This is a genomic window from Neorhizobium alkalisoli (genome assembly GCF_007829835.1).
Classification (GTDB): Bacteria; Pseudomonadota; Alphaproteobacteria; order Rhizobiales; family Rhizobiaceae; genus Neorhizobium.
In genome coordinates this window covers 525,002-550,167 of sequence record NZ_VIWP01000001.1, presented here as the reverse complement: position 1 = coordinate 550,167, position 25,166 = coordinate 525,002, and the positions used below count along the sequence as shown (strand labels likewise).

Genomic DNA, 25,166 nt, shown 5'->3' with positions numbered 1-25,166 from the left:
GGCGAACAGGGTCCCGACTTCTCCCGAGAGGGGAGAATTGCCTGTGCATATTCAGATTTTGGCGATGCACACGAAATTTTGCGCATTTGTCCGGTTGCCAAAACCTCACCTTTGTTACACCACGATGAAGTAATAAAGATGAGAATGGTAATTAGGGTCTAAGCTGAATGCACATCAGACACGGTTTAATCGGCCTTTTCCTCGCCATTGCAACGCCGGCCTACTCGCTGGAGCCGGCACCGGCTCCCGTTCTGGCGCCTTTGCAGTCGCAGGCGCAGGCTGCGCATCTGAGTGCGCAATTCCTGACACGGTATGCGTATAGCCCGGTTCCGCTCAACGATGCCCTGTCGGCCAAGATCATGGACCGCTATATCAAGGCGCTTGATCCGGACCGCAGCTTCTTCGTCCAGGCGGATGTCGACAAGTTCATGGCCGACAGTGCCTCCGTCGACGACGCCATCCTGCGCGAAGACCTGAAGATCCCGTTTTCGATCTTCAACACCTATACCCAACGCGTCGTTGAACGCATGACTTATGCGCGCGGCCTGCTGAAGCAGGGTTTCGATTTCAGCGTACAGGAAAGCTATGATGTGGCGCGCGACAATGCGCCCTGGCCGAAGTCGGCGGAGCAGAGCGATGACCTGTGGCGCAAGCGCGTCAAGAACGACTGGCTTCGCCTGAAACTTGCCGGTCAGGCCGATGCCTCAATTCGCGACACGCTCGACAAGCGCTACCAGAACATCCTCGATCGCATCTACGGCTACAAGAGCGACGACGTCTTCCAGTCCTTCATGGCGGCCTATACGACCTCCGTCGATCCGCATACGGATTATTTCGGTGCTGCTGCATCGGCCGATTTCGACATTTCGATGAAGCTTTCGCTGGTCGGTATCGGCGCGGTTCTGCAGGATCGCGACGGTTACACGACGATCCGCGAACTCGTGCCGGGCGGCCCGGCACAGGTGTCCGGCAAGCTCGCGGTTGGCGATCGCATCATCGGCGTCGGTCAGGGTCAAGACGGTGCCATCAAGGAAGTCGTCGGCACGCGTCTCGATGAAGTCGTGCAGATGATCCGCGGCGCCATGAGTTCCGTTGTGCGTCTGGACGTCCTGCCTGCCGAAGGCGGCGAGAACGCGACCCACCGCACGATCAGTTTGGTGCGCGACAAGATCAGCCTCGAAAAGCAGGCCGCCAAGAAGACCATTCTGTCGGTCAAGGACGGCGACGTCACCCGCAAGATCGGTGTTGTCACACTGCCGGCCTTTTACGAAGATTTCGATGCCCGCCGTAAGGGTGACAAGGATTATCGCAGCGCCAGCCGCGATGTCGCAAAACTCCTCGTTGAATTGAAGCAGGAAAATGTCGATGGCGTTCTCGTTGATCTGCGCGACAATGGCGGTGGCTCGCTGAGCGAGGCGATCGATCTGACCGGTCTGTTCGTCGGCAAGGGGCCTGTGGTTCAGCAGCGCAATTCCGAAGGAAAGATCGAGGTCGAAAGCGATGATCTTTCCGCACCGGTCTGGGCAGGGCCGCTCGGCGTCCTGATCAACCGCGGTTCGGCCTCGGCTTCCGAGATCTTTGCAGCGGCCATCCAGGATTACGGCCGCGGTGCGATCATCGGCGAGCCGAGCTTCGGCAAGGGCACAGTGCAGACCGTGATCGATCTCGACCAGGCGGCTCACAACAGCAAGCCGAAATTCGGCCAGCTGAAGCTGACCATTGCCCAGTTCTTCCGGATCAATGGTGGCACGACGCAGCTGCGCGGCGTAACACCCGATATCAGCCTGCCGGGCTTCTCCGATCCGAAGACGCTCGGTGAATCGAGCTATGACAATGCGTTGCCATGGACCGAGATCAAGCCGGCGAAATATACGGTATTCGGCAATATCTCGGCTCTGGTGCCGCAATTGCAGAGCCGTCACGACGCACGCGTCAAGGACGACCGGGATTTCCAGCAGTTCGTCGAGGACGCTGCTGAAGTGAAGTCCGAGCGCGAAAAGACCGTTATCTCCCTCAATGAGGCAGAGCGCCGGAAGGAACAGGCTGCCATGGCCGCCCGTCTGAAGGCGCGGGCAGAACTTGATGACGGACTGGTTCGTGGCGAAGATGATGGCCTGCAGGCGAACGAGCGCAGCCTGACGGCTGATCTTGCACTCGAGAACGCCCGCAAGAACGCCAAGGACGTCCTGCGCACCGAAGCTGCCTCGATCGTCGCTGACGAACTTGCCCTGCAGCAGGGCGCACCGAAGGCTGCGAATGCGCGCAGCGGCAACAGCGGCGAATAACCGTTTCGGCTGAGGTGGCGGGCCGGTTTGCTCGCCGCTTTCAGCATCGGCTCCGGTTTCCTTTCAATGCAGAGAGCATTGCGGGTAAGCTATCTCCAGATACAAACAAAGCGGGCCAGGACAGCAATCTTGCATGTCCCGGCCCGCTTTGTTTTCAGGTCCGCATCACCCTATCGGATGATGCGGATCATGCATTGTGATTACAGCGCGATATCCGACTTCTGTTCCACAACACCGCCGGGAACCTTGACGGTAGGCTGACCCGGAACGTTTGCATTGATCGCCGGCGGCGCGATGGCGAGCTGCAGGCGGTCTGCCGTTGCGGCCCATTCCTTGACGAGGATTTCCGGATTCTCGTTCAGCTTGACGCCATAGCTCGGTACGATCTTGTGGATCTTGTCCTGCCATTCCGGCGTGGCGAGCTTGGCCGCAAACACCTTCTTTAGGACGTCGAGCATGATCGGCGGCGCCGTCGAGGCACCCGGCGAGGCGCCGAGCAGGGCTGCGATGCTGCCGTCCTTGGCGGCGACGACTTCGGTGCCGAGCTTCAGGACGCCACCCTTGTCCTTGTCGCGCTTGATGATCTGCACGCGCTGGCCGGCCTGCCACAGGCGCCAATCGGCCGCTTCCGCCTTCGGGAAATATTCGCGCAGGGCTGCGAGACGGTCGTCATCCGACAGCATCAGCTGGCCGGCGAGATATTCGACGAGGTTGAACTCATCAATCCCGACCTTAAGCATCGGCCAGATATTGTCGAGCGTGACGGAGGACGGCAGGTCGAACAACGAGCCTTCCTTGAGGAATTTTGTCGAGAAGGTCGCGAAGGGCCCGAACAGGATGTGACGCTTGCCGTCGAACACGCGGGTATCGAGATGCGGCACGGACATCGGCGGTGCACCGGTCGATGCTTGGCCATAGGCCTTGGCGAGATGCTGGTTGACGATCTCCGGCTTGTCGCAGACGAGGAAGGAACCGCCGACCGGGAAACCGGCATAATCGTCGGCTTCCGGAATGCCCGACATCTGCAGGAGCGGCAGCGCGCCGCCACCGGCGCCGAGGAAGACGAACTTCGCCTTGATCGTGCCGCGCTCGCCCGTCTTGGTGTTTTCGAAACCGACGCTCCAGGTGCCGTCGGCATTGCGCTCGATTTCGTTCACTTCCGAAGAGGTGCGCAGGTTGAAGGTCTGAAGGCTCTTCAGATGCGCGACATACTGGTGGACAATCTGGCCGAAATTGACGTCGGTCCCGAGCGGGCACCAGGTTGCGGCGATCTTCTGCGCCGGGTCACGGCCCTCGATCATCAGCGGCACCCACTTGGCGATCTCCTGCGGATCGGTGGAGAACTGCATGCCGGAGAAGAGCGGGCTTGCCTTCAGCGCTTCGTGGCGCTTGCGCAGGAATTCGGTGTTTTCATCCCCCCAGACGAAGCTCATATGCGGCGTCGAGTTGATGAAGGAGCGCGGGTCCTTCAATACGCCCATGTCGATCTGGTGGGCGAAGAACTGGCGGGTGATCTGAAAACCTTCGTTGATCTCGACGGCCTTCTCGATATGGACATTACCCTTGGTGTCCTGCGGCGTATAGTTCAGCTCCGCGAGAGCGGAATGGCCGGTGCCGGCATTGTTCCAGCCGTTGGAGCTCTCCATGGCAACGTCGTCGAGACGTTCCAGCATCTCGATTGTCCAGCCGGGCTCGAGTTCGCTGAGAAGGACGCCGAGCGTCGAGCTCATGATGCCGCCGCCGATCAACAGGACGTCCACCGACTTCTCGATGGGAGCAGCCCAGCTCGGAACGGCCGGAAGGGAGAGGGCAGCTGCACCGGTTGCGGCCGAGCCGAGAAGCTGGCGGCGGCTGAGGGTGAGACGGTCGGAATGGGATGGGGGAATGCTCTTGTTTTCGCCGGGCATCGGGTACCTCTTGACTTGGGCGTTGATCGCGCCGCTCGTCAAGGTGATCCCCAGGAGAGAGATCGTTTTCTGACATGTTGTCGCGGCTACGATTTGTCGCAGGACCCATGCGCCCGCAGCGCGGCCAAAGCCATTAAATTAGAATTTAGTATTCCACCCGCTATCCCCACGCTGCCCTTCAAAACCTTTCAACGCCTGCCGGAGCGGTGTTTTGGTGGATGCGAACCGATACGTCTCGCCACCGAGGTGCTTAGGGCGCCATGAAGACAGGCCGGGCGATCCGCGTTAGATAGGGCCATGACGAAGATTGTATTGATCGAGGATGATGCCGAGACTGCGCAGGATATCTGCGCGGAACTTGGCGACCATGGTTATGTGGTCGTATGGGCAGCGGATGGCATTGGCGGGCTTGAAAAGGCGAGAACCACCAAGCCCGATGTGATGATCATCGATCGCATGCTGCCCGGCATAGACGGCCTTGCCGTGATCGATGCCCTGCGCCGCGACAATGTCCGCACGCCGGTTCTGGTCTTGAGCGCTCTCGGCGCCGTCAACGATCGCGTCAAAGGGTTGAGGGCCGGCGGAGACGATTATCTGACCAAGCCTTTCGCGGTTCTCGAACTGCTTGCGCGTGTCGAAGCCCTGCTTCGCCGCCCGGCCGAGCCGAGCACAAAGGCTTTGCGGGTTGGGCCGCTGGAACTCGATCTGCTGGAGCGCAATGCCAGTCGTAGCGGCCGGGCGATCGAGCTTCTGCCGCGGGAATTCCGTTTGCTCGAATACATGATGCGCCACAGCGAGCAGCTGCTGACCCGCGCCATGCTGTTCGAAGAGGTGTGGAACTACAAGTTCGTGCCCGATTCCAATCTGGTCGACGTCCATATGGGGCGGCTTCGGCGCAAGGTTGATATCGCTGGAGAAGCGCCGATGATTTCCAATATTCGTGGAGAAGGTTTTGTCCTCCGCGCGCCTGATTGACTGGATCTGGAACTCGACATTTCGTTACACGGTCGCGCTGTTTGCCGCGATCGCCGCAACGATCATGCTCAGCCTCGTGTTTGCCTACGTCACGACGAGCCGCGAACTCGTGTCATTGCTGGATGGCCTTATCATCCAGGAATCGGATGCAATCGTCGCCCAGTCGACAGAGGGGCCGCTGACGATCTATGAGGAGCGGCTGAGACAGGATCCCCGCCGCTACAAACCGACGGGGCTGTTTTCCGCTTCCGGAGAAAGGATCTCCGGAAACATTGTCGAATGGCCGGCCGGACTAGAGGTCGATCGCGCGCCGATCCAGGTGAATATCGATCGTTTCGGGCCGGACTGGCGCATGATCCAGCCCTCCCGCGCCCTTGCCCGCCGCCTGGCTGATGGACGGATCGTTGTCGTCGGCTGGAGCACGAAGGACAATGAGCAGACCGCTCTCGTCGTGGAACGCGGGCTCATATTCGGGCTTCTGCCGGCATTCCTTCTCGGCCTCGCAGCCTCGCTCCTGTTCGCCGTGAGGTCCCAGCGCCGCATCCGCGAGATGCAGTTGCGCGCCGCAGACATCGTTGCCGGCGACCTGACGCAGCGCCTGCCGATCCGCAACAGCGAGGACCCACTCGACAAGCTGGCGCTGATCGTCAACGGCATGCTGGAAGAAATCCAGACCCTGGTCGAGAATCTCGCCGGAATAGGCGACGATATCGCCCATGATCTTCGCACGCCGCTTGCCCGTGTCCGCATCGGCCTTGAGCGCGCCCGGCGCACGGCAGGTTCGGTCGATGATCTCCATGGTGCGATCGATCGCGGTATTTCGGGTCTCGATCACGCAATCTCAATCGTCAACGCCTTGCTGCGCATCCGCGAGATCGAACAGACCCGGCGCCTCGCCGCCTTCGATGATGTTTCCATGGCCGAGATCATCGAGGAGGTCGCCGAACTGTACGAGCCCTTTGCCGAGGAGAAGAACCTGACGATCAATGTCGGCGTGAAGGCCGATATTATCGTGCGTGGTGACCGAGATCTTCTGTTCGAGACCATTGCCAATCTCGTCGACAATGCCGTCAAGTTCACGCCACCGGGAGGCTCGGTAGATCTTCTGCTGTCATCGACCGAGACCGAGCGTCTGTTCCGTATCAGCGATACGGGGCCGGGCGTCGCGGACAATGAAAGAGACCTGCTCGTGCAGCGATTCTATCGCTCCGATCGAAGCCGTCACACAAAGGGCATCGGCCTTGGCCTGACACTGGTTGCTGCAATCGTGAGATTGCACGGCTTCAGGTTCGATATCGTTCCTGCCGAAGGATTTACGGCGGAAATTGCCTTTCCCAGCTAGGACAGGGATTGATCCAGTCCCGCCGCTGGCCGGAAGGCTCCGGCCAGTCAGCCATCATCTTTACTTGACGAACAGCTGGCGCGGGAAGTTGGTCAGCTTTTCATAACCCGTTTCGGTAATGGCAATCGTTTCGGACATACCGAAGCCGCGGGCAAGAACGTAGGTGTGAAAGGTCTGGCCCGGCTCGAAGGTCCAGGTGCTGCCGGCGGCTGCTTCCAGCGGTTCGCCGCCATTCGGCTGCAGCAGCAGGCCGACGGAATAGAAGGTCTTGTTCGTATAGGTCTCGCGCAGACCGGCCGAGAGAACGCCGTCGCGGTAGATCGCATCCGGGACGCTGGCGGAAACGCCGGGCTTCACCTCGCGCATCGCCGCGTCCTGAATGGCGATCAGCTGTTCGACGACCTTGTGATCGTCATCCTGCACCGGTCCGACCCGGATCGGGCGCATGAAGCGGGCATGGTAATGTTTTACGTTCGGCGTGGTCTCGATCTGGACGATATCGCCTGCTTCCAGTACGCGGTCGGAATAACCGCCATGCAGGTGGAAGGCCCGTTCGCCGGAAGACATGACGCCGGGACCCGGCAGGTCGGAGCCGGCGCGGATCATGGCGGCGCAGATTTCTGCTGCCATTTCGCGTTCGGTGACGCCAACTGCGGCTGAATCGATCGCCGCCTGCATGCCGGCTTCGGCGGCTTTCGCAGCGCGGCGCTGATAGGCGATTTCGGCGGGCGACTTGATGAGGCGCATCTGCGGCGTCATCGCGCTTTCATCCTGCCAGACGATGCCGGGCAGGGCGCTCTTCAGATATTCGTAGCGGCCGGCGGAAAGCGGCCAGGCGGAAAGCTCGATGCCGAGCTTTGCCGTCTTGCCGATCCGGCTTTCGATCGCGCCAGCAGCAACGGCCATACGGTCATCGCTGTCGGTCCACATCACCCGGTCGGAAAACACGCAGGTGCTGTCGAGATAATATTCCTCGACATCGCGGCAGAACATGGTCGGCTCGCCTTCGGCCGGGATGATTGCAAATTGCAGCGTGCCATAGGCGCGGGTGAAATAGCCGGTCAGCCAGGTGACGGTCTCGGGCAGGAAGGCGACGAGGCCGTCGAGCTGCTTTTTCTTCAGTTCCGTCTGGACGCGGGCGAGGCGGGACAAAAATTCGGCGCGTTCGAACCAGTAGGCGGGCGTTACCATCGTTCTTCCTCGGGTCAGGTCTTATCTGGGATCAGGCGTTCTGGACCAGTTCCGCAAAGCGGGTCAGCATGGTTTTTGCCTCGGCGGCTTCGTGGGCCTGCGCCTTCAGGTCGTCGATATTGGCGCCGTCCTGTTCCATGCGGGCGCGGTTCTCTTCGAACCAGACGACGGCCTGTGCCTTGGTGACTTCCGGATGGCCCTGGATGCCCCAGATATCGGCATCCTTGTAACGCCAGATCTGGTTCGGGCAGTCGTCCGAATAGGCGAGGATCGTCATGTCCGGATGATCGGCCTTCACCTCGTCATTGTGCCAGACGAACATATAGGCGCTGTCGACGACGTCACGGCAGAGCTTGTCGGTCTTGGCGGCTTCCGTCAGCGGCAGGTCCTTGTAGCCAATCTCGCAATAGGAGCGGCGGAATACCTGGTCGCGGCCGCAGAGCGCGGAGCCGAGAATCTGGCTACCGAAGCAGATGCCGAGCATCGGGATTTCCATCTCGGCCGCTTCGCAGATCAGATCGTGTTCTCGCAGGATGAAGGGCACATCCTCATAAGCGCCATGCGGGCTGCCCGACAGAAAAATGCCGTCGTAACCCTTGAGCGATGCGGGAAACTGTCCGTCGAATGCCCATTGGCGATCGACCTGCAGGCCCCAGGCCTCGAACCGGTCGTCGAGTTTCGCGACGGACTGAAACTTGCGTCCGTTGCCGAGATAAAGAAGGCGTCCCGCCATATTCGCTCACCACTTCATTTCACTGAATGCCGTTGGTATACCAATGGTCTTCAATGTGCAATTAAGATCGTGGTTTTCGACGCATGATTTGTTATGCAGAGCGTGAAGCAGACGGGAAGGACAGGACATAATGCGTATCGATCTCAATTCGGATCTCGGCGAAGGTTTTGGCCCCTGGACGATGGGCGACGATGCTTCGATGCTCGATATTGTCAGCACGGCGAATATCGCCTGCGGCTTCCATGCCGGCGATCCCGATACGATGCGCGAAACCATAAGGCTGGCGAAACAGCGTAGGGTCGCGATCGGTGCGCATCCCGGTTATCGCGATCTGATCGGTTTCGGCCGCCGACGCCTGCCGGGATTGAGCCTGTCGGAAATCGAATCGCTGGTCGCCTATCAGGTCGGTGCCATGGCAGCGATCGCCGCGCTCGAAGACTATCCGATGACCCATGTGAAGACCCATGGAGCACTCGGGAATGTCTGCGCCGATGACGATGCGACGGCACTGGCGGTCGGCCGGGCGATCAAGGCGGTCGACCCAAAACTCGCCTTCATGGTCATGCCGGGCACGGCGACGGCACGAGCGGCAGAGGCGCTCGGCCTGACGCCGGTCAACGAGATCTATGCAGACCGGACCTATGCCGACAATTTCAACCTGTCGCCGCGTTCAGAGCCGGGTTCGGTCATCCATGATCCCGAATTCTTGGTGAAGCGGGTGATCGAGATGGTCTCCGAGGGATGCCTGACATCCGCCTCGGGCAAGCGGCTGGAAGTGCCGATCGCCTCGGTCTGTGTCCATGGCGACACGCCGGGTGCGGTGATGATGGCGAAAAATCTGAGAGGCGCGCTGGAAGCGGCGGGATGGACGATCGGCTCATCGATTCAGCCGAAGGCCTGATCGCAGCGCCGATCAGGAAGGGCGGTCAGCCCTTCCTCTTCTTGAGACCGCCGATAACCGCGGCAAGCCGGTCCTCGGCGTGGATTGCAAGCTCTTCGGCCATGTCGGCAGAAATCGCGCGGAACATGAATTCCTGCCCCGACGGTAATTGCGCCAGCCTGGCCAGATCAAACGAGGCGATGGTCGCGATCTTCGGATACCCGCCGGTCGTCTGGCCATCGGCGCTCAGCACGATCGGTTTTCCCGAACCCGGCACCTGGATCGAGCCGACGACCGTGGCATCCGAGACGATGTCATGACCCTTGAAGGCCTTGAGCGCGGGACCGTCGAGAACCATGGCCATCCGGTCGCGCGAAGCCGTTGTGCGATAAGGCTGGCGCAAGAATGTTTTCCAGGCTTCTTCGTCGAAGTAATCGTCTTGTGGGCCGGGAACGATGCAAATCGGGGCGTGGCTACGCAGATAGGGAACGCCGAGCGTTTTCGGCTTGAGCTTTCCGGCTTCGCCGAGGGGCAGGTTGTCTCCGGTCGCGAGCGTCTTGCCATCAAGTCCGCCGAGACCAGTTCTCAAATGGGTCGAGCGGCTACCGAGGACTTCTGGAATGGCGATGCCGCCGGAAATGGCGAGATATCCCCAGACGGCACCGCGCAGGGCGCCGATGGTCAAGGTCTCGCCTGCGGGGAGAAGATGGCTTTCCCAGGTGTGGACCGGCTTGCCGGATATTTCGACCGGGCAATTGCCGCCCGTGACGGCGATCAGCACATCGCGATCGGCGCTGAATGAGCCACCGATCAAAGCAAATTCGATTGCTGCGGCACCCGGCTCGTTACCGACCAAAGCATTGGCGATTGCATGCGCATCGCGATCGACGGCGCCCGAGGTCGAAACACCGCGCGAGCGATAACCGTAACGGCCGCTGTCCTGCACCGACATCAAGGGGCCGGCACGATGAATGGAAAGGATAGCAGTCACTCTGCGATCTCCTTCAGCTTTGCCGTCCCGGCCGAAACCTGCCGGTCCAGTTCTGCCGCTTCCGCGGCATCGATGCCGCGAAAGAGAATCCGGTCGCCGGCCTTGAGAAGAAACGGTTCCGGTCGCATCGGATCGAACAGCTTGAATAACGTGCGGCCAAGAAAGCGCCAGCCGCTCGGGCCGGGCACGGAATTGATGCTTGACTGCCGCCCGCCAATGCCAATAGCGCCGGCCTCGATCCGTTGGCGCGGCACAGCAAGCCGCGGCGTGTGCAGGATTTCGGGCAGGCCGCCCAGATAGGCGAAACCCGGGGCAAAGCCGATCATGTAGACACGGTATTCGGCGGAGGCATGCAGGGCGATGACGTCCGCGACCGTCATGTCCTTGAGGCGGGCGAGATCTTCGAGATCCGCCTGATGTTCGCCGCCATAGAACACGGGAAATTCCAAAAGGCGTCCGGCACTTCTTTCGATCTCGCCCTGTGCCGCGCGCTGCAGAAGTGCCTCGCCGAGCTTTGCGCCGCGCACTGTCTTCGGATCGTAGATGACGGTTAGCGAGCGATAGGTCGGGATGGTTTCCAGAACGCCGTCGATCGGATCGGCGGCGAGGGAGGCGTCTAGCGTAAGAACCTGCAGATTGGCCGTCTCGCTCACCTGATCGGAAAACTCGATGCCGATGGCGCGATCCCCGCATCGGATGATGCGCGGATAGGAAATCCCGGTGCCGGAGGAGGCCAAGAGAGACATTTTTCAATTTACCATTGGGGCGGTCAAAGCCCGGAATTCGAGGCTTGGCCGGTGACTTTGAGCTCGGCCAGCATGCTACCGGCGACCTGAAGGCCTGTCTTTTCCAGCGCCTCGTCCGTCGAGCCGCCGATATGCGGAGTTAACACAAGGTTCGGGCAGTCGAGGAGGGGATGACCGGAAATAATCGGCTCGATCGCGAGAACATCGAGGCCGGCACCGGCAATGGTGCCTTCTCTCAAAGCGGTGGCGAGCGCATCTTCATCGATCAATGCGCCGCGGGCGGTGTTGATCAGGAAGCCGCGCGAGCCGATCAAGGCGAGCCTCTCGGCGTTGATGACAGGTACGGCTTCGGGAATACCATGCAGCGAAACGATATCCGCCCAGGCGCAAAGACTGTCGATATCGGGCATCGGCGCAATGCCTTCGGCCTTAAGTTCGGCAGCCGGGGTGAAGCGCGAGACTGTTGCGACTTCCATGCCGAAAGCCCTGGCCATTTTGGCGACAAGCTTTGCGATATGCCCATAACCGATGAGCCCGAGACGGCGGCCGGAAAGTTCGAAGGTGCGGTGATGCTGACGAAACAGGTGGTCGCCGTTGCGCGAAGCGTGATCCGCCGCGACCAGAGACCGGGCGCAGGCGATCATTAGCCCGATTGCGAGTTCGGCCACCGACTGGGCATTGGCGCCCGGCGTGTTGAACAGCGGAATGCCGCGTTCGGAAAGCGAGGCCTTGTGCACCTTGTCCGTGCCGGTGCCATGCACGCCGACGACCTTCAGATGCGGTGCCGAAGCGATTTCCTGCGCCGAAAGACCGTGATTGCGGGTGATGACGGATCTGGTGACGGCCAGATAGGGTTCCAGCGCGGCAAAATCCGTCGAGGCGGCGGTGTGGACGGCGAGACCCGCATCCTCCAGCAGCCGGACCGCAACCGGCGCGATCGGCTGGATGATGAGGCAGTCGCAACGAAGGGTGGACATGTTCTAGGCTTTCAGCGGCGGATCGAGGCAGAGCGAGGACAGAAGCCGGGCGGCTTCCGCAAAATCTGCAATCTCCATCTGCTCGTCCGGATTATGGCTGCCATTGGCATTGCGGATGAAGATCATGCCGGTCGGCACGCCGGCATCGGCAAAGACCGCCGCGTCGTGGCCGGCGCCGCAGGCCATGGTCTCGGCTGCGATGCCCTGCTTACGGGCCATGTCGGACATGGCGTTCACGATCGCCGTATCCATCTTCGCGGCCTTGCTGTCCGTCAGGCGGCCAAGTTCGAATTTGACGCGATGGCCGGCCTCGATACGAGAGACGGCATCGGCGACGATGGTCTGCATCCGCGCCAAAGTTTCCAGCTCCTGGCTGCGGATATCCAGCGAAAAGCTCAGCCGACCGGCGATCTTGCTGAAGGCGGCTTCGGAGGCGTCGGTCGCAAACTGGCCGAAGGTGATGACGAGATCAGCGCCCTCGGCCTGCAGCACATCCCAAGCCTTATCGAGTTCGACGACGAGGGCGGATGCTGCCCGCACCGCGTCGCTACGATATTCACGCGGTGTCGCGCCGGAATGGGCGTAGGTGCCGAGGCATTTGGCCTCGCGAAAGCGGAACGAACCGCGGATGCCGGTGACGATACCGATCGGGATCTGTTTTTCGATCAGGACCGGCCCCTGCTCGATATGCGGCTCGATGAACATCGCGATATCGGCCGGGTCGAGATAGGATTTGCCGGCGCGGAGGAATTCCGTATCGCCGCCGGCCGCGTCGATCGCGTTGCCGAGCGAAATTTGATCAGAAGAACGCTTGACCTGATCGAGCTCCCTCGACGTCAGGCGGCCGAGTGCGGCGCGGCTGCCGATATAGGATGCACCGAACCAGGTGCTTTCCTCGGCGCGGATCGCCATGACGGTGATATCGCGCGGCGGAAGAATGCCGGCGCGGACATAGCCGGAAATGACGCAAAGCCCCATCAGAACGCCGGCGGCACCATCGAAATTGCCGCCCATCGGCACGGAATCGAGATGCGAGCCGATAAAGATCGCAGGTCCTTCCTCGCGGCCCTTCATCGTCATGTAGAGGTTGCAGCCGGGATCGGTCTTGACCTCGAGCCCTAGCTTGCGCGCCTCGCGGCGGACCATGTCATGGGCGATCTGCTCGCCAAGCCCATAGGAGGTGCGGGTAATGCCGCGATTGGTCCCGGTACGGCGTCGCAATTCGTCGAACAGGCGTTCCGCCAGCTGGATATCCACCGGTGCGGTATTGCTGCGCGAGGCTTCTTCGGCCACGGCGCCCTTTGCCAAAACTGTCATGCGCGGGTCAGTCTCCCGATAATACTGTCTCTGACGTGTTCGAGATGCCGGCGCATTGCCTGGGCGGCATCATCGCCCCGTCCTTCACGCAATGCCTGGACGATATCGAGATGTTCGTGGCAGGTCGCCTCGAACCGTTCCGGCATGCTTCTCAAATCGAAAATCTGTGTCTGGCGGCGCAGCGTGCGGATGATCTGCGCCAGCTGCGGATTGCCGGCAGCGTCGCCGATGCCGCCATGCAGTCGGTCGTCGACATCGCGAACCGAGCCGCGGTCCGGCTTGCCTTCGCCATTGCCGGGATTGCCGATCAGGCTCTTGAGATCCGCCTCCAGCTCATCGAGGCTGGCGGCCGGCATATGGCCGGCGGCGAGCCGCGCCGCTTCCGGCTCCAGCATCTGGCGGACCTGCAGCGCATCCATATAGTCTTCGATGCGCATCTGCTTGACCTGCAGGCCGCGGCTACCCTGGCGGATGAGCAGGCCTTCGCCCTCCAGCATCAGAAGCGCATCGCGGATTGGCGTGCGGGACATGTTCAGCGTTTCGGCAAGCCGGCGCTCGGTCACCATGGCGCCCGGCTGGGCCGCGCCGGTCAGGATCAGGTTCAGGATCTGTTCGTAGGCCTGCAGCGCCAGCCGCTTATCGGTTTCAATCAACATCAGTATCCAGTCCCTCCCGTGCGGAGACGGCTTCAAATCATTGTCTGGTGCCACACGTGTCGGCCGTTGTCACCACAATGTACGCCTATTGGCTGTCCTTATTCCGCAGGGCGTTTCCATCTCGTCGGAATTTTTGTATTCCGCTGGTTGACGAGTGGTATACCAAACCGTAGTGTCACGCAACAACGAGCTTAACGATCTTGTCGAAAGGATCTCACGTGAGTGCCATGCCGCAACCGAACCTTCCTTTTTCCAGGGGGGAGCATCTGCAGCGACAGGACAAGCTGCGCGCGGAACTTGCGGCGCGCGGTGTCGAGGCCATGCTCGTGTTTGCGCAGGAAAGCATGTACTGGCTGACCGGCTACGACACCGGCGGTTATGTCTATTACCAGTGCCTCGTCGTGCCGACGGACGGCCGTCAGCCGGTGCTTTTGACGCGCCGCCCGGATCTGGTCCAGGCCAGGCAGACGAGCATCATCGAGGATATTCGCATCTGGTGGGATGCCGAGGACGCCAATCCGGCGCAGGATCTGAAGGTCATTCTTGAAGAGCTGGGCCTCGGCGGCAAAAAGATCGCCATCGAGCTGAATACCCATGGCCTCACCGGCTGGAACCTCTATCGCACCCAGCAGACGATCGGCGACTGGTGCACGCTGGAAGACGATCGCCATCTGATCCGCTGGCTGCGCGTCGTCAAATCGCCGGCCGAGATCGAATATACCCGCAAGGCGTCCCGTATTCTCGACGACTCGCTCAATGCTGTCATCGCTGCATCGCGTCCGGGCATTCTCGATAGCGATCTGAAGGCCGTCTATCTGACGACGATCCTGGGGCAGGGCGCCGATATGCCGCCGAATGCGCCGCTCTTCAACTCCGGACCGCGCGCCGTCTATGGTCGCGGCGTCTCCGATCCACGCCGGCTGGAAGAGCAGGACCAGATCCTCGTCGAATATCCGGTTGCCTATCGCCGCTACAATGTGAAGACCGAATGGACCATCCTGTTCGGCAAGGCCTCGGATGCGCATCGCAAGATGTATGATGTCGGCCGCGAAACCCTGCAGAAGATGACCGATATCGCCCGTCCCGGAACGACGCTCGGCGAAATCTTCGACGTTTATGCCGATGGCCTCGACAAGGGCGGCTACAAGCGCGCCCGTTATGGCGCGACCGGTTATTCGGTCGGCTGCACTTTCGCGCCGACCAGCATGGACGTGCCGCCGATGATCTATTCCGGCAATCCGACCGTATGCCAGCCGGGCATGACGCTGTTCTACCACGTCATGAACGGCGATGCGGATACGGGGCTTGCCATGGGTGTCGGCCATACGCTGCTCGTCACCGAAGGCGCGCCTGAAATCCTGACCGGCCTGCCGGACGAGCTGACGGTGATCAGCTGACGGATCCCAAGAATTCCGCCGGGAAAACCATAAAAACAATGCCGCCCGGCTTTATGTCGAACCAACACTCAGAGGGAAATGATGACAACTTTCATGATTACGCGCCGCACCATGGTCATGGGCATGGCGGCGACCGCACTCCTCCCGGGCATTGACGTTTCCGACGCGCTGGCAGCCGCCACGCCGAAGGCCGGCGGCACGCTGAAGATCAGCCATTCGACGCGCATCGCGACGCTGAACGTCCTGAACTGCTCCGGCCCGGCCGAATACCCGGTCGTCGACATGCTCTATTCGGGCCTTACCCGCATGAGCCCGGAAAACAAGGCTGTGCCGGATCTCGCCGAACGCTGGGAAGCCAGCGCCGATGCAAAGACCTTCACCTTCTTCCTGCGCAAGAACATCTTCTTCCATGACGGCACGCCCTGCACGGCGGATGACGTCGTCGCCACGTTCACGGCGATCCTCGACAAGAACGTTCCGGCCGCTGCCCGTTCGGTCCTCAACATGATCGACAAGATCGAGGCCGTCGATGCGAGCACCGTCAAGTTCTCGCTGAAGACCCCGTTTGCCGACCTGCCGATCTCGACCGCGCATGCCAATGCCCGCATCCTTTCCAAGGTCGCCCTGTCCGGCCCGAAGGAAAAGCTCGATACGACCGCCAACGGTACCGGCCCGTTCAAGCTCGAGACCTATGACAGCGCCCGCATGGTCCGCCTCGTCAAGCACGACAAGTATCACATGGCCGGCAAGCCCTATCTCGATGCCGTCGAAATGCACCTCTTCCCGGATCTAGCTGCCGAAAGCGCCAACTTCCTCGGCGGTTCGATGGATGTCATGCTGGTCGTCCAGCAGGCCGATTTCGATCGCATCTCCAAGGCGACCGGTGTGAAGGCCAAGCGCGTTCCCTCGGGCCGTTTCGTCAACATCACCATGCGCCAGGACCAGAAGCCGTTCGACGACGTGCGCGTCCGCAAGGCACTGGCCATGGCGATCGATCGTCCGACGCTCGTCGATATCGTCCTCGAAGGCCTTGGCCGCCCCGCTTACGACAACCTCCTGTCGCCGGAATTCCAGTACGCGATCAAGACGCCGGAAATCGCCTATGATCCGGCTGCCGCCAAGAAGCTTCTCGCCGAAGCCGGTTATCCGGACGGCATCAAGATCAAGCTCGTCGCCTCCAACCGCCCGGCCATCCGCGCCCAGGTTGCCGTCGCCGTCAAGGAAATGGCAAAGACCGCCGGCTTCGACATCGAAGTCGAGACTATGTCGCACGATACCTATCTCGCCAATGTATGGATGAAGGGTCAGTTCTACATGGGCTATTGGGGCATGCAGGCCACCGAAGACGCCACCTTCAACCTGCTCCTGACCTCCAACGCGTCCTACGAGGACACGGCCTGGAAGAACAAGGATTTCGACAAGCTGATCGACGAAGCCCGCGCGACGACCGAAGACGGCAAGCGCCGCGAGCTTTATGCCAAGGCGCAGGAACTGCAGCTGAAGGACACGCCTTACATCGTGCCGATCTTCGAAGACATCCTGACGGCAAGCGGCAAGGGTGCGGAAGACTGGACGATCGCACCGCTGTCCCGCTATTTCTACGTCGAGAACGTCTGGCTGAACAAGGCTTGATGGCATGAGCTGGGGCTATCTGATCAGGCGTTTGCTCGCCATCATCCTGGTGCTGGTGATCGTCACGTTCGCGGTGTTTGCGATCACCGCGATCTTGCCGGGCAATGCTGCCATCATGATCCTGGGTGAATATGCCACCCCGGATGCGGTTGCGGCATTGCAGAAACAGCTGCATCTCGATCAGCCCTGGTACATGCAATATTACAGCTGGGTCTCCGGCATTCTGCTGCACGGCGATTTCGGCATGTCCCTGAGATTGTCCCTGCCGGTCACCCAGGTGGTCGGCGAGGCTTTCCTCAACTCGGCTCTGCTTGCCGTGACCGCGCTCGTCGCGGTCACGATCATCGCCATTCCGCTCGGCGCGCTGGCTGCACTGAAGCGCGGAACGGCGGTCGACCTGATCATCGGCCTTTTTTCCTATCTCGGTACGGCCCTGCCGGAATTCGTCACGGCGACCCTGCTGCTCGTTTTCCTCGCCGCACCCAATACCGGGCCATTCCCGGCCGGCGGCTTCGTCGCGCCCTGGGAAGATCTTGGCGGGTTCGCGTCCCATATCGTGCTTCCGGCCGTCACGCTCGGCCTGATCCTGCTTGCCCACGTTTCCCGCCAGGTGCGTTCGGAAATGTCGGAAGTCCTGTCTTCCGACTATGTTCGCGCCGCGCGCCTGAAGGGGCTTTCCGAGCGCCGGGTGATCCGCCGCCACGCGCTGCCGAATTCGCTGGCGCCGGCGGTTGCCGTCATCTCGCTCGATATCGGTTATCTCTTGGGCGGCATCATCGTCGTTGAGGAAATTTTTGCCTGGCCGGGCCTCGGTCGCGTTCTGATGTATGCGCTCGAAAACCGCGATCTGCCGGTCATCCAGGCGGTCACCCTGCTTCTCGCAGGCATCTATGCCGTGTCCAACCTCGTCTCGGACATCGTCATTGCCCTGCTCGACCCGAGGGTTCGTTATGCGTAAGTTCTTCTCGTCCCCGACCGCCGTCGTCGGCACTCTCCTGCTTGCAATCGTGCTCTTCGCAGCCCTGTTCGGTCCGCTGGTTGCGCCCTTCGATCCGCAGGAATTCCATCCGGTCGCCCGTCTTCAGGGCCCGTCCGCCACCTACTGGCTGGGCACGGACCAGTTCGGCCGCGATCTCCTGTCGCGCGTCTTGAACGGCGCGCCCGCCACCGTTGCTTTCGGCCTTTTCGCCACCGCGATCGGCGTCGGCATAGGCTCGGTCATCGGTGTCATTGCAGGCGTCTCCGGCGGCTGGGTCGACTCGACGATCATGCGCATTCTCGACGGCCTGCTGGCGGTTCCGGATCTGCTCTTCACGCTTCTGATCGTCACGGTTCTCGGTGGCGGCATGGAACATGCCCTGCTCGCGGTCGCGATCGCCTTCACGCCCGGTATGGCGCGTATCGCCCGCAGTGCGGTTCTTTCGGTGCGGACCCGCGATTATGTCCGGGCCGCCGTCGCCCGCGGCGAATCCGGTTTCTACATCGTCACCTTCGAAGTTCTGCCGAATGCGCTTTCGCCGATCGTTGTCGAATCCACCATCCGCGTTTCCTTCGCCATCATGATCGGTGCCACGCTTGGCTTCCTCGGCCTCGGCGCTCAGCCGCCGAGCACAGAATGGGGGCTGATGGTTGCCGAAGCGCGCCAGTTCATGTTCCGCAATCCGTGGTGCGTGGCCATTCCCGGCCTGTCGATCGCCATGGCCGCCCTCGGTTTCAACCTTTTCGGCGACGCCCTGCGTGACGCCCTCGACCCGAGGAGAAGCCATTGACCGTTTCGCTCGCCCCTGTCGCGACCGACGCCAATTCCTCGACGGAAAAGCCGGCGCTCGTGATCCGCAACTATTCGCTGTCCTACCGCACCGACAATGGCCTCGTTTCGGCGCTGAAGAATATCGACCTCACCATCGGCAAGGGCCAGACCGTCGGCCTCGTCGGCGAATCCGGCTCCGGCAAATCGTCGATGGCCTGGTCGGTGATGCGCTATCTGCCGCCGAATGCGGTGGAGACCGGTGGCGCCATCCGTCTGGCCGGCGAGGAAATGCTCGACTTTTCGCCGCGGCAGATGGCGGATATCCGCGGGAGCCGCATGTCGATGGTGTTCCAGGACCCGTCGACCTCGCTCAATCCGACGATCAGGATCGGCGAGCAGATCGCCGAAGTGCTGATGCGCCACCGCGGCCTGACCAAGATCGAGGCCTATGCCTATGCCGAGGCGGCGCTTGCCCGCACCGGCATTACACGGCCGAAGGAAATGCTCGGCCGTTACCCGCATGAGGCGTCGGGCGGTGAGAAGCAGCGCGTCGTCATCGCCACCGCTTTCGCCTGCGAGCCGGAGCTGATCATCTTCGACGAGCCGACGACCGCGCTCGACATCCTGACCGCGCGACAGATCCTCGACCTGTTCAACCAGCTGCGCGAGGAGACGAATGTTTCCGCGCTCTACATCTCCCACGATCTCGGCCTCGTCTCGCGGGTCGTCGATGAAGTGTCGGTCATCCATAAAGGCGTGATCGTCGAAAGCGGCCCGGTTCAGGACGTCTTCCGTCGGCCGAAGGCCGATTACACGCGCCAGCTGATCGGCGCGGTGCCGAACCCGGATCGTTGGATCGGCGTCGATGCCCCGGCCGTGCCGGAGACGCTCGTGAAGCTCGATGACGTCGGCGTGCGTTATGGCGCGCCGACAAAGCTGCAAAAGCTGTTCTGGCCGAAGGATTCCGAGACAACCGGCTTCTGGGGCGCCAAAGGCGTCAATATCGACATTCGCAAGGGGGAGCTTCTCGGCGTCGTCGGCGAGAGCGGTTCGGGCAAATCGACCATTGCCAAGGTTCTGGCCGGCCTACAGGATTTCGAGGGCAGGCTGGAATTCGCCGGTAAGACCTTTGCCAATCGCAAGGATATCGATCGCGCCTATCGCCGCCGCGTACAGCTGGTCTTCCAGCATCCGGATGCCTCGCTTAACCCGCGTCAGCGGATCGGCACGATTATCGGCCGGCCGCTCAAGCTTTATGGCGTCGTGCCGGCGGACAAGGTTGCCGCCCGCGTTGCCGAGCTGCTGGAAATGGTCCGCCTGCCGGCCGATTATGCCAAGCGTTACCCGCACCAGCTGTCCGGTGGCGAAAAGCAGCGCGTCGCGATTGCCCGCGCGTTTGCGGCCGAGCCCGATCTCGTCATCTGCGACGAGGTGACGGCGGCGCTCGATGTTTCGGTACAGGCGGCCGTCGCCGAGCTGCTGGTCAAGCTGCAGAAGGATACGGGAACGGCCTGCGTGTTCATCACGCATGACCTCAACCTGATCCGCCAGCTCGCCCACCGTATCGCCGTCATGCACCACGGCAAGCTCGTCGATTTCTTCGACCGCCCCGATGCCCGTTCGGACGATCGCGATGCCTATACCAAGGCGCTGCTGGATGCCGTTCCGGTTCCGGAAGCGGCCATCGCCTGAGATTTGCAGAAGGACATGGGCGACGAGATCATGGCGCCCATATCGATGATCGATAGACCGCAATCGGACTGACGCCATGGACGCCATGTATGTACCCCAGGAATTTTCGGCCCGCACCCCGGGCGGCCGTGATGTGCTTCTGAAATTCGAAGCAGGCGAATTCGCCACCCGGTTGGCCGCCACCCGCCGCCGCATGCGCGAACGCGGGCTCGATGCGCTGATCGTGTTTGCGCAGGAAAGCCATTACTGGCTGACGAGTTACGATACGGCCGGTTATGTCTTCTTCCAGGCCGGACTGGTTCTGGCCGATGATGGCAGCGATACGGTCCTGTTGACCCGTACGCCGGACCTGCGGCAAGCGAATGTGGCCTCGCTTTATGACGATGTCCGTGTATGGCTGAATGCCGAAAATGCCAATCCTGCCGAAGACCTGCGCGCCATCATGGCGGAGAAGGGACTGGCCGGCAAAAAGGTCGGCGTCGAATATGCGACCTATGGCCTGACCGGCGCCAATGCGCGTATGGTCGACAAGGCTCTGGACGGATTTTGCGTCACCGAAGACGCGTCCGACATTGTCCGCACCGGACGGCTGGTGAAATCGGCAGCCGAGCTGCAGCATGTGCGCATGGCCGGCAAGCTGGCCGACGATGCGGTGCGGGCGGCGATCGGCGTCACCCGCGCCGGCATTCCCGACACGGTTCTTTCAGGCGCGGCCCTGACCTCGATGCTTTCCGGCGGCGGCGATATTCCGTCCGGTGGCCCGCTCGTCAATTCCGGCCCGCGCGCACTTTACGGTCGCGGTATTGGTGGCCCGCGAAAAATCGAGGAACAGGATCAGATTCTTGTCGAACTCGCCGGCTCGCATTGCCGCTATCACGTCGTCATCGAACACACGCTGGTGACCGGCAAGCCGGATCCGCGCCAGCTCGATATGCTGAGCGTGGCCAAGGATGCGCTCGACCAGATCAAGGATGCGGCGCGCGCAGGTGCTGCACTCGGCACGCTCGACGATATCCACCGCCGCGTGCTGGACAATGCCGGCTTTGCCAAGGCGCGTTATGCGGCCTGCGGTTATGCGCTGGGCTGCACCTTCAAGCCGACATGGATGGACGTGCCGCCGATGATCTATTCCGGCAATCCGCTGATCATGACGCCGGGCATGGTATTTTTCGTCCACATCATGATCCCCGACGCGACGACGGGCCTGACGGCCGGTGTCGGCCAGACCTTTGCGATCACCGAAGGCGCGCCGGAAGTGTTCAGCGACCTGCCGGTCGAACTCTACTGCTGCTGAGAGCGGTAATCAAAATCCAAGCATACAAGAGCAGACATACATGGACCTTCAACTGAACGGAAAGACGGCGCTGGTTTTTGGCGCCGGCGGCGGACTGGGTGGCGCGATCGCAAGGGCGCTGGCGGCGGAAAATGCCAATGTCGTCGTCGCCGACATCGACCAGTCGGCGGCCGAGGCCACGGTAAAAGCAATCGAGGCGGCCGGCCATAAGGCTTTCGCCCTGCAATGGGATATCGGCGACCTATCCGTGATCGAGGAACGCCTGTCGCTGATCGCCTCGACCTTCGGCCCCGTCGATGTGCTGGTCAACAATACCGGTGGCCCGCCGCCAACGCCAGCTGCCGGTCAGGCGCCCGAGACATGGTCGAAATATTTCGACAGCATGGTCCGCTCCGTCATCGCCGTCACCGATGCGGTCCTGCCGCCCATGCGGGAACGCGGCTGGGGACGCATCATTACCTCGACTTCGTCGGGCGTCGTCGCGCCCATCCCAAATCTCGGCATTTCCAACAGCCTGCGACTGGCATTGGTCGGATGGTCGAAGACGCTGGCGCGGGAAATCGGCCGTGACGGCATCACCGCCAATGTCGTCCTTCCGGGCCGCATCGCCACCGGCCGTATCGTCTTTCTCGATGAGCAGAAGGCCAAGCGTGAAGATCGCCCGGTTGCCGATGTCTCGGCGGAAAGCACCGCCTCGATCCCGGTCGGGCGTTATGGCAATCCGCAGGAATATGGTGATGCCGTCGCCTTCCTCGCCAGCCCCCGCGCGTCCTACATCACCGGCTCGGTCATCCGCATCGACGGTGGCCTTCTCGCCAATATCTGACTAGAAACGGAGATCAAAAGCCGCGGCTTCGGCCGGCCCCATGCTTTTGAACGGAGGGAGAGAAACATGACATTCGGCACGAAATCCAAGGGCGTTTATGCGATCGCCGCCACACCGTTTCTTGAGGACGGATCGATCGATTTCAACTCCGTCGACAGCCTGACGGATTTTTACGAGCAGAGCGGCTGCACGGGCATCACCATTCTCGGCATCATGGGCGAGGCGCCAAAGCTGGAGCCGGATGAAAGCCGGGCGATCATCAAGCGTGTCGTCTCGCGTGCGAAGGTTCCGGTCATCGTCGGCGTTTCTGCGCCAGGTTTTGCCGCCATGCGTTCGCTGGCAAAAAGCGCGATGGATATGGGCGCTGCCGGCGTGATGATCGCGCCGACGCCGGCACTCAAGACCGATGACCAGATCGTCAATTATTTCGCCAGCGCTGTCGAAGCGATCGGCGATGACGTTCCCTGGGTTCTGCAAGACTATCCGCTGACGCTCAACGTCGTGATGGCAAACAGCGTCATCGCGAAGATCATGAGCAACCATCCGTCCTGCCTGATGCTGAAGCATGAGGACTGGCCGGGCCTCGAAAAGATCTCGAAACTGCGCGCCATGCAGGCTGCTGGCGAGCTGCGCGAGTTCTCGATCCTCTGCGGCAATGGCGGCATGTTCCTCGATTTCGAGCCGGAACGCGGTGCCGATGGCGCGATGACCGGTTACGGCTTCCCGGACATGCTGACGGAACTGGTCGGCCTGTTCGCGGCGGATAAGCGCGACGAGGCGCATGACCTGTTCGACGCGCATCTGCCGCTGATCCGCTACGAACAGCAGCTCGGCGTCGGTCTTGCCGTGCGCAAGCACGTGCTCAAGCGCCGCGGCGTGATCGCTTCGGATGCCCAGCGCAAGCCGGCGCAGATGTTGACGCCGAAAGCGCGGGCGGAAGTGGATTATCTGTTGGAGCGTCTCGCAAAGAAGGACGCGCGCGCTGCCTTGAAGGCGTGATCGATATCTGAAGCATCCGGGGCGGCAGAGACCGCCCCGTTTGCCATCCTTGCGGGCATACCCTAGCAACCCTTGCAGATAGCCTTACGGCTTCGAGTGCACTTGGCTGTGTTCAGCCGCAGATCGCTTCTGCCTCGATCTCGACTTCGTAATTGCCGACCAGATTACCCGCCTCGATCAACGTATTGGCTGGCAGGACGGTCGAAAACACGCGGCCATGGGCGCGTGAGACCGGTTCCCATTGGTTGGCATCGCGCAGATAGACGCGGGTGCGCACCACGTCCTCCATGCTGCCGCCGAGCGCGGAAATCGAGGCGGCGATCTTATCGAGGATATAGGTCGCCTGTGCACCCGGATCGCCCGGCGCCACGCAGCGATCGGCGGCATGGGTTGCCGTCGTGCCGGAGACGAGGATGCGGTCGCCGATCCTGACGGCGCGGCTGTAGCCGGCGATCGGTTCCCAGATGCTGCCGGAAGAGACGCGCATCCGGCCCGGCCTGCCGGGCACAGGCTCGGCCGTATAGATCGACGGAATGGCGTCGAGATGGTGGCTGAGGTCACCTGAGGCGGTGAGGAAGGGCGGTTTGCGATATTCGTCGCCGCAATCGCCTGGGATCGGGTTTGTCGCCGCAAAAGCTGCATCGAGAGCTGCCTTGTCCTCATCGTCGAGCGTGAAGGAAAAGACCTTGAGATTGTCGTCGCGATGTTCGTTTTCGCCGAGCCGTGCGCCGATGATCGTGGCTGCGACCGAACGATGCTCAAGCACCCAGCGGCTGGCGACATTGGAAATCGAGACCTGATGTTTGCGGGCGATAGCAGCGGCCGCTGTCAGGATGCCCTGGAAAGCATCCCAGCCGCCGGCGGTATCAATGAACCGCTTGTATTTCGAACGGCTCCAGTCGGCGATCTCGGTCGGCTCGGATTTTCCGAGCCATTTTTCAGAAAGAAAACCGCCGCAGAGCGTGCCGTAGGCCAGCAGCTTTACGCCGGTCTTTTCGCAAAGATCGAAGAGGGGGCCGGCGGCACGGCGATCGACCAGCGAAAAAGAGATCTGGTTGGTGGCGATCTCGATGCCATCGGCAAGTGCGACGGCCAGATGGGCGGCATCGAAATTGGTGAGGCCGAGCGCCGAAATCAAGCCTTCGTCCTTCATCTTCTGCATTTCGTGCAGGGCGTCCAGCCAGGCGGGATGTTCAAAGGTCCACCAGTGGAACTGGAGAAGGTCGATCCGGTCAGTGTCGAGCCGGCGCAGACGTTCCTCTACACCGCGGCGCACGACGTCGCGTGTCATCGGACCCGGTTCCGGGCACCATTTGGTGAAGGCGATCGGGCGTTTTGGGGAGTCTGAGTAGCGGGACAGAAGCCGGCCGGTGATCAGTTCGGCCGAACCGTAATGGTCGGCCATGTCGAACGTATCAAAACCGGCATTTGCATAGGCCTGCAGGGCATCGGCGCCGGTATCCGGATCGATCACGGTGCCGTTCTTCTCGATATCGGCGACCTGCCACAGGCCGCAGACGAGGCGGCTGATCGACAGGCCACCGGCAATCGAAATACGTTCGGGAGACTGGCTCAT

The 25,166-nt window shown here is 61.6% G+C and carries 21 protein-coding genes; 12 read left to right on the top strand and 9 right to left on the bottom strand.

Annotated features, from left to right (window positions below; all coding sequences use genetic code 11):
- The first annotated feature begins 167 nt into the window (after positions 1 to 167).
- Positions 168 to 2,285, top strand: coding sequence for a carboxy terminal-processing peptidase (locus FHW37_RS02505; RefSeq protein WP_145632056.1), 2,118 nt, complete (start codon positions 168 to 170; stop codon positions 2,283 to 2,285).
- Positions 2,286 to 2,485: 200 nt separating this feature from the next.
- Here the strand turns inward: FHW37_RS02505 and mqo are convergent, their stop codons facing one another.
- Positions 2,486 to 4,192 carry a malate dehydrogenase (quinone) gene (gene mqo / locus FHW37_RS02500; protein ID WP_145632054.1) on the bottom strand — a complete coding sequence of 569 codons (1,707 nt, stop codon included), beginning with the start codon at positions 4,190 to 4,192 and terminating at the stop codon, positions 2,486 to 2,488.
- A 297-nt stretch (positions 4,193 to 4,489) separates the two neighbouring features.
- On the opposite strand from mqo, the gene FHW37_RS02495 reads away from it, so the two are divergent.
- Together FHW37_RS02495 and FHW37_RS02490 are read left to right on the top strand one after the other, a co-directional pair.
- Positions 4,490 to 5,167 carry a response regulator transcription factor gene (locus FHW37_RS02495; RefSeq protein ID WP_145632052.1) on the top strand — a complete coding sequence of 226 codons (678 nt, stop codon included), beginning with the start codon at positions 4,490 to 4,492 and terminating at the stop codon, positions 5,165 to 5,167.
- Positions 5,145 to 6,509 (top strand): sensor histidine kinase, encoded by a 1,365-nt coding sequence (locus FHW37_RS02490; RefSeq protein ID WP_246690638.1) that lies wholly within the window; start codon positions 5,145 to 5,147, stop codon positions 6,507 to 6,509. Before FHW37_RS02495 ends, FHW37_RS02490 begins: the two co-directional genes overlap by 23 nt.
- A gap of 60 nt (positions 6,510 to 6,569) precedes the next feature.
- Here the strand turns inward: FHW37_RS02490 and FHW37_RS02485 are convergent, their stop codons facing one another.
- Together FHW37_RS02485 and FHW37_RS02480 are read right to left on the bottom strand one after the other, a co-directional pair.
- The gene (locus tag FHW37_RS02485; RefSeq protein ID WP_145632050.1) at positions 6,570 to 7,700 is read right to left on the bottom strand and encodes a M24 family metallopeptidase; all 1,131 of its coding nucleotides are present in this window, start codon (positions 7,698 to 7,700) and stop codon (positions 6,570 to 6,572) included.
- A 31-nt stretch (positions 7,701 to 7,731) separates the two neighbouring features.
- Positions 7,732 to 8,433, bottom strand: coding sequence for a type 1 glutamine amidotransferase (locus FHW37_RS02480; protein WP_145632048.1), 702 nt, complete (start codon positions 8,431 to 8,433; stop codon positions 7,732 to 7,734).
- A gap of 130 nt (positions 8,434 to 8,563) precedes the next feature.
- Here FHW37_RS02480 and FHW37_RS02475 point away from each other — a divergent pair, with 130 nt between their 5' ends.
- On the top strand, positions 8,564 to 9,334 hold the full coding sequence (locus FHW37_RS02475) for a LamB/YcsF family protein (RefSeq protein WP_145632045.1): 771 nt from the start codon (positions 8,564 to 8,566) through the stop codon (positions 9,332 to 9,334).
- Between the two features lie 25 nt (positions 9,335 to 9,359).
- On the opposite strand, the gene FHW37_RS02470 is transcribed toward FHW37_RS02475, so the two are convergent.
- The 5 genes from FHW37_RS02470 to FHW37_RS02450 are packed head-to-tail and all read right to left on the bottom strand — an operon-like array spanning position 9,360 to position 13,997.
- Positions 9,360 to 10,304, bottom strand: coding sequence for a biotin-dependent carboxyltransferase family protein (locus FHW37_RS02470; protein ID WP_145632043.1), 945 nt, complete (start codon positions 10,302 to 10,304; stop codon positions 9,360 to 9,362).
- Complete coding sequence (gene pxpB, locus FHW37_RS02465; RefSeq protein WP_145632041.1) at positions 10,301 to 11,050, bottom strand: 5-oxoprolinase subunit PxpB; 750 nt, start codon at positions 11,048 to 11,050, stop codon at positions 10,301 to 10,303. The genes FHW37_RS02470 and pxpB overlap by 4 nt, the downstream gene beginning before the upstream one ends.
- A 23-nt stretch (positions 11,051 to 11,073) precedes the next feature.
- Positions 11,074 to 12,027 carry an NAD(P)-dependent oxidoreductase gene (locus FHW37_RS02460; protein WP_145632039.1) on the bottom strand — a complete coding sequence of 318 codons (954 nt, stop codon included), beginning with the start codon at positions 12,025 to 12,027 and terminating at the stop codon, positions 11,074 to 11,076.
- Positions 12,028 to 12,030: 3 nt separating this feature from the next.
- A complete protein-coding gene (locus FHW37_RS02455; RefSeq protein WP_145632038.1) occupies positions 12,031 to 13,344 on the bottom strand; it encodes a hydantoinase/carbamoylase family amidase in 1,314 nt (437 codons plus the stop codon).
- Positions 13,341 to 13,997, bottom strand: a complete 657-nt coding sequence (locus FHW37_RS02450) for a GntR family transcriptional regulator (protein WP_210249257.1) — start codon at positions 13,995 to 13,997, stop codon at positions 13,341 to 13,343. The genes FHW37_RS02455 and FHW37_RS02450 overlap by 4 nt, the downstream gene beginning before the upstream one ends.
- A 230-nt stretch (positions 13,998 to 14,227) precedes the next feature.
- Between FHW37_RS02450 and FHW37_RS02445 the strand changes: the two genes are divergently transcribed.
- The 8 genes from FHW37_RS02445 to FHW37_RS02410 all read left to right on the top strand — a co-directional run bounded on the left by FHW37_RS02445 (position 14,228) and on the right by FHW37_RS02410 (position 23,590).
- On the top strand, positions 14,228 to 15,397 hold the full coding sequence (locus tag FHW37_RS02445; RefSeq protein ID WP_145632033.1) for a M24 family metallopeptidase: 1,170 nt from the start codon (positions 14,228 to 14,230) through the stop codon (positions 15,395 to 15,397).
- An 81-nt stretch (positions 15,398 to 15,478) separates the two neighbouring features.
- Complete coding sequence (locus FHW37_RS02440) at positions 15,479 to 17,029, top strand: ABC transporter substrate-binding protein (protein WP_210249256.1); 1,551 nt, start codon at positions 15,479 to 15,481, stop codon at positions 17,027 to 17,029.
- Between the two features lie 4 nt (positions 17,030 to 17,033).
- Positions 17,034 to 17,987 carry an ABC transporter permease gene (locus tag FHW37_RS02435; protein ID WP_145632029.1) on the top strand — a complete coding sequence of 318 codons (954 nt, stop codon included), beginning with the start codon at positions 17,034 to 17,036 and terminating at the stop codon, positions 17,985 to 17,987.
- Positions 17,980 to 18,798: an ABC transporter permease gene (locus tag FHW37_RS02430; protein ID WP_145632027.1), complete on the top strand. Its 819-nt coding sequence runs from the start codon at positions 17,980 to 17,982 to the stop codon at positions 18,796 to 18,798. The genes FHW37_RS02435 and FHW37_RS02430 overlap by 8 nt, the downstream gene beginning before the upstream one ends.
- The gene (locus FHW37_RS02425) at positions 18,795 to 20,471 is read left to right on the top strand and encodes an ATP-binding cassette domain-containing protein (RefSeq protein ID WP_145632025.1); all 1,677 of its coding nucleotides are present in this window, start codon (positions 18,795 to 18,797) and stop codon (positions 20,469 to 20,471) included. The genes FHW37_RS02430 and FHW37_RS02425 overlap by 4 nt, the downstream gene beginning before the upstream one ends.
- Positions 20,472 to 20,547: 76 nt before the next feature.
- A complete protein-coding gene (locus tag FHW37_RS02420; RefSeq protein ID WP_145632023.1) occupies positions 20,548 to 21,765 on the top strand; it encodes a M24 family metallopeptidase in 1,218 nt (405 codons plus the stop codon).
- Between the two features lie 40 nt (positions 21,766 to 21,805).
- The gene (locus tag FHW37_RS02415; protein WP_145632020.1) at positions 21,806 to 22,591 is read left to right on the top strand and encodes an SDR family oxidoreductase; all 786 of its coding nucleotides are present in this window, start codon (positions 21,806 to 21,808) and stop codon (positions 22,589 to 22,591) included.
- 66 nt (positions 22,592 to 22,657) lie between these two features.
- Complete coding sequence (locus tag FHW37_RS02410; RefSeq protein WP_145632018.1) at positions 22,658 to 23,590, top strand: dihydrodipicolinate synthase family protein; 933 nt, start codon at positions 22,658 to 22,660, stop codon at positions 23,588 to 23,590.
- Positions 23,591 to 23,702: 112 nt separating this feature from the next.
- On the opposite strand, the gene FHW37_RS02405 is transcribed toward FHW37_RS02410, so the two are convergent.
- Positions 23,703 to 25,166: an aldo/keto reductase gene (locus tag FHW37_RS02405; RefSeq protein WP_145632016.1), complete on the bottom strand. Its 1,464-nt coding sequence runs from the start codon at positions 25,164 to 25,166 to the stop codon at positions 23,703 to 23,705.